Source organism: Thermosynechococcus sp. OHK43, from assembly GCF_014466085.1.
Taxonomy (GTDB): domain Bacteria; phylum Cyanobacteriota; class Cyanobacteriia; order Thermosynechococcales; family Thermosynechococcaceae; genus Thermosynechococcus.
Genome location: NZ_JACOMP010000144.1, coordinates 1 through 7,312, shown reverse-complemented (window position 1 = coordinate 7,312; position 7,312 = coordinate 1). Strand labels below are relative to the sequence as shown.

At 54.6% G+C, this 7,312-nt stretch carries 7 protein-coding genes; 2 read left to right on the top strand and 5 right to left on the bottom strand.

Annotated features, from left to right (window positions below; all coding sequences use genetic code 11):
* Window positions 1–1,339 (top strand): hemolysin family protein (locus H8Q75_RS06095; protein ID WP_297040917.1); only part of this gene is annotated, 1,339 nt, incomplete at its 5' end.
* Here the strand turns inward: H8Q75_RS06095 and H8Q75_RS06090 are convergent.
* The 4 genes from H8Q75_RS06090 to ureA form a co-directional block, all read right to left on the bottom strand.
* Entirely contained in the window at window positions 1,336–3,576 is a 2,241-nt protein-coding gene (locus tag H8Q75_RS06090; protein ID WP_024125901.1) for a DUF3488 and DUF4129 domain-containing transglutaminase family protein, read from the bottom strand. The two genes, H8Q75_RS06095 and H8Q75_RS06090, sit on opposite strands and share 4 nt — an antisense overlap.
* A 186-nt stretch (window positions 3,577–3,762) precedes the next feature.
* Entirely contained in the window at window positions 3,763–4,038 is a 276-nt protein-coding gene (locus tag H8Q75_RS06085) for a MoaD/ThiS family protein (protein ID WP_024125900.1), read from the bottom strand.
* Between the two features lie 49 nt (window positions 4,039–4,087).
* Window positions 4,088–5,386 carry a threonine synthase gene (thrC, locus tag H8Q75_RS06080; RefSeq protein WP_024125899.1) on the bottom strand — a complete coding sequence of 433 codons (1,299 nt, stop codon included), beginning with the start codon at window positions 5,384–5,386 and terminating at the stop codon, window positions 4,088–4,090.
* A gap of 168 nt (window positions 5,387–5,554) precedes the next feature.
* Complete coding sequence (ureA, locus tag H8Q75_RS06075) at window positions 5,555–5,857, bottom strand: urease subunit gamma (RefSeq protein WP_011056825.1); 303 nt, start codon at window positions 5,855–5,857, stop codon at window positions 5,555–5,557.
* Between the two features lie 78 nt (window positions 5,858–5,935).
* Between ureA and H8Q75_RS06070 the strand changes: the two genes are divergently transcribed.
* Complete coding sequence (locus H8Q75_RS06070) at window positions 5,936–6,493, top strand: 5-formyltetrahydrofolate cyclo-ligase (protein ID WP_297040916.1); 558 nt, start codon at window positions 5,936–5,938, stop codon at window positions 6,491–6,493.
* Here the strand turns inward: H8Q75_RS06070 and H8Q75_RS06065 are convergent.
* Window positions 6,490–7,312 (bottom strand): CoB--CoM heterodisulfide reductase iron-sulfur subunit B family protein (locus H8Q75_RS06065; RefSeq protein WP_297040915.1); only part of this gene is annotated, 823 nt, incomplete at its 5' end. The genes H8Q75_RS06070 and H8Q75_RS06065 overlap by 4 nt on opposite strands.

Genomic DNA, 7,312 nt, shown 5'->3' with positions numbered 1-7,312 from the left:
GTCTGCCGCTGCCTTAGAACTTTTATTTGTCCTGCTGCTCATCATCGCCAATGGCATTTTTGCTGGTGCTGAAATCGCAGTGGTCTCTGCGCGCAAAGTCCGCCTCGAGCAACTGGCAAAACGCGGTAAACGCAAGGCGAGGGCAGCTCTGAAACTGGCCAACTCCCCCAATGATTTTCTCTCGGTTGTACAAATTGGCATTACTCTGATTGGTATTCTCAGTGGTGCTGTGGGGGGTGCCACCCTTGCCCAGCGGTTACAGGCTACCCTGAGTCCCGTGCCATGGTTGGGTCAACACAGCCAGCCTTTGAGCATTGCCCTTGTGGTGACGGGGATTACATATCTTTCCTTGGTGATAGGTGAACTGGTGCCCAAGCGGATTGCCATGACCTATCCGGAGGCGATCGCCTGCAATATTGCCAAGCCAATGACTTGGCTGACGAAATTAGCAGCCCCGATTGTGCATTTACTCAGCATCTCCACAGATGCCATCTTGCAAGTATTGGGCATTGCCACCACTGCTGACCAAACGGTTACGGAGGATGAAATCAAGGTCCTGATTGAGCAGGGGGCCCGGGCGGGTCTCTTTGAGGTGGCAGAGCAGGATATGGTGGCGCGGATTTTTAACTTGGGCGATCGCCCGATTCAATCCATCATGACCCCCCGCACCGATATTGTTTGGCTGGATATTGAATCTTCCCTTGAAGAAATAGAGGCGGAAATCCTAGCCAGTTCCCATTCACGGTTTCCTGTTGCTGAGGAAACCATTGATCACTGCTTGGGGATTATCTCAGCCAAGGATTTTTTAGCGGCTCGCTTAACCCAGCAAACCATTGACCTGCGGCAACTGGTGCAGCCGGCGCTGTTTGTTCCCGAAGGCCTACCGGCGCTTGATGTCCTTGAACTCTTTCGCCAGTCGAGCCAACACATTGCTCTGATTACCGATGAATACGGTGGCATTGAAGGACTAGTCACCCTCAATGATCTCACGGAAGCAATTATTGGCACACTGCGCCACGATGAGGAGGAGGAACCACAAATTGTTCAGCGGGAGGATGGCTCTTTGCTGTTGGATGGTCTGCTTTCTACCTATGAACTCAAGGAATTGCTGCGGCGGGAAAGCTTGCCCCAGGAGGACACTGCCAACTACCACACCCTTGGTGGGCTCATCATTACGCTATTTGGTCGCATTCCCCAGTCGGGAGATTATATTGAAACCGACGGCTTGCGCTTTGAAGTGGTGGATATGGATGGCAACCGCGTTGATAAGGTGCTGGTCACTGAACTGGTGAGCGATGATGCCCTCGCCGATGAGAGCAACCACAAGGAGAAGGATTAACGACGGCGCAAATCGGCTACCGTGCGTTGTAGCGATCGCCAGCGTTGTTGTCGCAGTTGGTTAAGGGCCCGTTTCAGGGGGGGCAAAGGGGGGCAATCACCACCATAGCGCCAAGCCACATAGGCCTGGGTCAGGGTTGCAATGGCCCGTTGACTGACGGCATCAAGGCGGCTACAGGTTTGCAGCGATCGCGCGTATTCCCAAGGGGTTTGATTGGCGCGCTTCGGTAATCCCTGCTGGGCCAGACCATCGAGCATTTGTACATAGAGGCGGGCGATCGGGGGCAGTTTTTGCAGACGTTGACGGTATCGCCACCCCTGGAGAGCGTATCCCAAGCCCCAGACAGTGATGGCGCCCCCCAAAAGAATCAAAATCCCTTGGACAATACCCCCCAGCCCTTGGCTAAACAGATCAAAGAATTTTTGTAAAGCGGTTTCGAGGGTGGCAAAAAGGGTACCAAAGAGCCCTGTCACTGGGGTCGGCAGCCAGCCGGTGACCCACTGCCAAAACTGCTGGAGAACGCTAAAGGTCTGATCCACCTCTAGAGTAGCTGGATAGAGATCGTGCCCCGGAATCGGATCAAAGAGAAACCATCCCAAATTGGGGAAGTAGGCCTCCGTCAAGGCATAGGCATCGGTATTACGAACCACGTACAGACCCGTGAAGGGGTTAAATTCCCCTGTTCCTAACCCTGTTACCAAGCGGCTGGGAATACCAATACTGCGCAACAGCAGTGTCAACGCACTGGAAAAGTGATCGGGATAGCCCCCGCGCCACTCAAAAAGAAAGGCCTCCACCAAATCTTGATCTTTACCTAGTTCAGGAATATCAGTTCTCAGGGCATAGGATTGCTTCAGAGCCTGGGTGAGGTAAAGGGCTTGCTCGTAGGGTTCAGGAATCGAGCGATCGGCCTTTGCCAGCAGATCCTTAGCGAGGGCTTGGAGTCGCGGTTTGAGATCCGCCGGTACTGCCAAGTAGGCTTCATACCCGAGGGGAGAATGCAGTCTAGGAGCGCTGCGCAACAGGGAGCGATCGCGCACCGGCACTTGAGAAATTACGGAATAGGTCAGCCCCGCTGGCAAGGGCAGCGGCGCCCGCAGCCCACCATCGAGATCGCGGGCAATTTCACGGGTGGGAAAATAGAGTTCGCGCGGCTCATAGAGGTGGGGAATGAGGTTACTAAACTCAGAAACAATCGTGTAGGTCTGAATCACTTCCTGCGTTGGCATCTGGGAGAGTTGCTGCGGCAGCAGATAGCGAAAACTCCAAGGGGAACGCTGCAGCACTTCTGCCTCATCGTTGCGACTAATGCGCCAACCCCGCCCCGTATATTGGTCAAAGGCAAGGACTCGCCAGAAGCCGGGGGCTTGCGATCGCACTCGCATTAGTTCCTGGGGGGTCATCATGCCCCCAATGGTCTGGTCAATCTCGGCACCAAAGCCATAGTAAAAGTTCGAGTCGAAGGTTTGATGGGTCAGTTCCTCCCCCAAACCGCCACCACCACGACCACTGACGTAGCCCGGATTGATCACACGGGTTTGGTCAAACTCCCCTTGAACTTCAATTTCAGCACTGACAGGCAAGGTGCGAATCTGATAGCCAGGGAAACGCGGCAGCAGCACAAAGACCGCCATTCCCAAGCCAAGAATCAGGGCAAAGAGACCAAGCCATTGCGGCCAGGGCAAGCGCAGGGAGTTTAGTGTAGTGGATAGCAAGCCCAGGCGTGAGCGGTAGTCGAGGACTAAAACCGGTAGAGCGATCGCCAGAAAGATTAAAAGAAACACGCCAAAGATCATGGTTTGACTGAGGGTGGCCGCTACACTGATCAAAATCAGGGCAATCACCATCGAGTAGCCCAAATCCTTGCGGCGAGGCAAGTCAAAACTGTGGAGCACTTGCAGTTGGATTAACAGTTCCGTCAGCAACACCCGGGAATCTTGGTTCAGTGCGGCCAGCCGCCCTAAAAACACCGCCAATGCCACCAACATACCGATGGCAATCACTAGCTTAGCGACAACATTGCTTTGCCGCCGTGCCCACCAACTCCAACCAAAACCGGCAATGGAGAGGGGAACTGCCCAAAAACTATTCGTTGTTTCTGAGGCAACATCCGTGGTCACCAGGCCAACAATGACCAGGCCCAATACCCCTAGGCGCAGCAGCAGGGAATCCTCAATATCTTTGGCCGGGGCCAGCATCGGTGAGTGGGCAAGGGGTTGCAGCCAAGACTGAAACATAAAGGCAGCAGGGAAAAACTGTGCCCTGATCCTAACAAATGTCTACTTGAGAGCGGGCAAATCAGCCCCTAGGGGCATCGCCTGCTAGCTCCAGCGTTTCCTTACCCTTAAATCACAGGGTTTGCCTATATTTTGCCCATGGGTCAAGTCAGTGCAGCAGGAACCAGACCATCCCTTGGCGACGCCTTAGCCGCCAGCGATCGCGGGAATGATGCTGACCTCGTCGCCATCCTTGAGGGGCGTTTCAATGCCATTGAGGAAGCGAATATCCTCGTTATTGACGTAGAAATTCACAAACCGCCGCAGCTGACCGTTTTCATCACAGAGGCGCCCTTTAATGCCGGGGCAGTCCTGCTCTAGCTTCTCTAGGAGTTCAGCGATCGATTGGGCTTGACACTCCACCGTTGCCTGATCGCGGGTGAGTTTTTGCAAGGGAGTCGGAATCAAAACAGTAACAGCCATAGACCTCTACAAACCATCCATAGATTTCAACAAAGTTTGGGAAAACTAACTAGACCAATACCGGTTGCCAATCCAACCGTTCAAGGGTGCGCGATCGCTCTAGGGCGCGCTCAAAGCTGGCCAACTTCGGTTCAATCGTCAAGGGTTGACCAATATCGTTTTGTACCGCCTCTTGGGTTTTCAGGCCATTGCCCGTGATATAGACAACGGTCACTTCTTCGGGGTCAATTTTGCCCGATTCCACCAACTTTTTGAGAACAGCAACTGTGGTACCACCAGCGGTTTCGGTGAAAATCCCTTCCGTCTCCGCAAGCAGCTTAATGCCTGCCACAATTTCTTCATCGGTGGCCGCAGCGATCGCCCCATTCGTTTTGCGGGCAATGTCTAGGGCATAGACACCATCGGCGGGGTTACCAATGGCAATCGATTTAGCAATGGTGTTGGGCTTCACGGGTGCCACAAAGTCCCGCCCCTCGGCATAGGCTTGGGCAATGGGGGAGCAGCCGACCGCTTGGGCACCACTACAGCGGACAGGTTTGTCAGCCACTAGACCCACTGCCACAAATTCACGGAAACCTTTGTAAATTTTCGTGAACAGAGAGCCGGAAGCCAAGGGGGCCACAATGTGGTCAGGAAGTTGCCAGCCCAACTGTTCAACTACCTCATAACCTAGCGTCTTTGACCCTTCCGAATAGTAGGGGCGCAAATTGATATTGACAAACCCCCAGCCATGGGTATTTGCCACCTCCGAGCAGAGACGATTGACTTGATCGTAGTTGCCCTCAACCGCCATCACCGTTGGTCCATAGATGAGCGTCCCCAAGACCTTACCCGCTTCCAGATCCGCTGGAATAAACACGCAGCAGTCTAGCCCCGCATGGGCCGCGATCGCCGCCGTTGAATTCGCCAAATTGCCGGTACTGGCACAGGACACCGTCGTAAAGCCCAATTCCCGCGCCCGTGTCAACGCCACCGATACCACCCGATCCTTGAAGCTGAGGGTGGGCATATTCACCGCATCGTTTTTGATGTACAGATGCTTGAGCCCAAGCCGCCGCCCCAGCCGCTGGGCTTTGATGAGGGGAGTCATCCCTGTGCCCACATCAATGGGGTTTGCCGAGGTCACCGGCAAAAAGGGACGGTAGCGCCAAATGGACTTCGGACCCGCCTCAATGGTGCTGCGCGTTACAACTGCCGCCAAGCGTTCCAGATCGTACTTCACCTCTAGGGGGCCAAAACAGTACTCACAGACATGAATGGCTTGGGGTTCGTACTCTGCGCCACACTCTTTGCATTTGAGGTGGGTAAAATAGGCGGTTTCGGTGGTGGAGGTCAAGGTTGCGGTCATGGGTCTCAGACTGCCTCAGACAAGTTGTTGACCATCCTAGCAGGGGGCGATCACCCTGTCAAACATATCCGACTATTTTTATCGGGATTTGAATCACCAGCAAAATTCTTCCTGTTGGGGATGGGTTCCTCGTCCTCCGTTGGCACTCTCCTGAGGCTTCTTGAGACTTCAGCGAATGGGGGTATGTACTGTCACCAGCTTTGTGCCATCGGGAAATGTTGCCTCGACTTGCACCTCTGTGAGCATTTCTGGCACCCCTTCCATAACATCATCACGGGTGAGCAGCGTTGTGCCATAGTTCATCAAATCGGCAACCGTGCGCCCCTCCCGCGCTCCTTCCAAGATGGCCGCAGAAATATAGGCCACTGCTTCGGGATAATTGAGCTTGAGACCCCGGGCTTTGCGACGTTCGGCCACAAGAGCGGCCGTAAAAATCAGGAGCTTGTCTTTTTCTTGCGGGGATAGTTGCATCGTTGCTAGGGTTAAGCATTGGCTCTACCTCATATACTAGCCTGTGGCTTGGGGGCCCAGAAAATCAATGTCAAATCAATGAGCGATAAAGTCAGATTGCGACAACACTATCTTGAATGGCGGCAGCACCTGAGCGATCGCGAGTGGCAAGATCGCAGTCAGCGCATTTGTCAGCACTTGTTTGATCACCCCCAGTTTCAACAGGCAACCACGGTGTTGACCTACGTGCCCCATCGCCGAGAACCGGATTTGCGCTCCCTGTGGTTACTCCCGAAACAGTGGGGCTTACCTCGTGTGGTGGGCCAGGATTTACAGTGGCATTGTTTTGATGGCAAAGAAGACACTCTCCAGCAAGGCCGCTATGGCCTCTGGCAACCGTCCCCCGAAGCTCCTCCTATTGATCCCGCTTGTGTTGATCTGTGTTTGATTCCTGCGGTTGCCTGCGATCGCCAGGGGTATCGCCTCGGCTACGGCGCGGGTTTTTTTGATCGCCTCTTTGCCCACCCTGACTGGCAGCACGTGTGTCGCTGGGGGATTGTCTTTGAGGCAGCGCTTGTAGAAGAATTGCCCCATGATCCGTGGGATCAGCCGCTGCAAGCAATTTGCACTGAATCAGGCCTCTGGGAAATCCGCTAAAGACCCAGCTTGGCTAACACTGGCTGCGTCGAGACGATGTGCTTTCTCAAACCAAGTTCCTCCGGACTCAGGCCAAGGGCTAGACCCACTAGTTGCGGCAAGTGGAGAATCGGCAGATTGAGGCGAACCCCCACCTGCTGGGCAATCTCCGGTTGACGGGCATCGAGATTGAGGTGACACAGGGGACAGGGGGTGACAATGCAATCCGCACCCTTGGCGATCGCGCTCTGGAGTCGTTGGGCGGCCATCGCAAAACTGGCCGCCGTGGCATAGCTAGAAATTGGCCAACCACAGCACTGGGTACGTCCCTCATACTCTATGGGGGTCGCTCCTAGCGCCTCAAATACCTGCTCCATCGAGGTGGGATGGAGCGGATGATCAAAGGGGAGTCTCTCTTGGGCGCGCAGGAGGTAACAGCCATAAAAGGCAGCGCAGCGAAGTCCTGTGAGGGGACGATGGACGCGATCGCGCAACTGGTCAATGCCCACATCGCCAACAATTGCCCAGAGCAAATGCTTGACTTCTGTTGTGCCTTGGTAGGGAGCGCAGCCCTGTTGCGTCAACACTTGGTTAATTTCTGCCACGTACGCCGGGCGATCGCGCTGAAACCTTTTGAGGCGTTCATCCACATGGCCAATCACCCCCTGACAGGTGCTGCAATGGGTCAACAGGGGCAGGCCTAACTGTTCTGCAAGGGCAATGTTGCGGGCATTCACGGTATCTTCCAGCAGCCATGAATTTTCCTTAAAGGTACCTGAGCCACAACAACTGGCTTGCTTCAGTGGCACAAGCTCTATATCCAACAGGGGGGCGATCGCC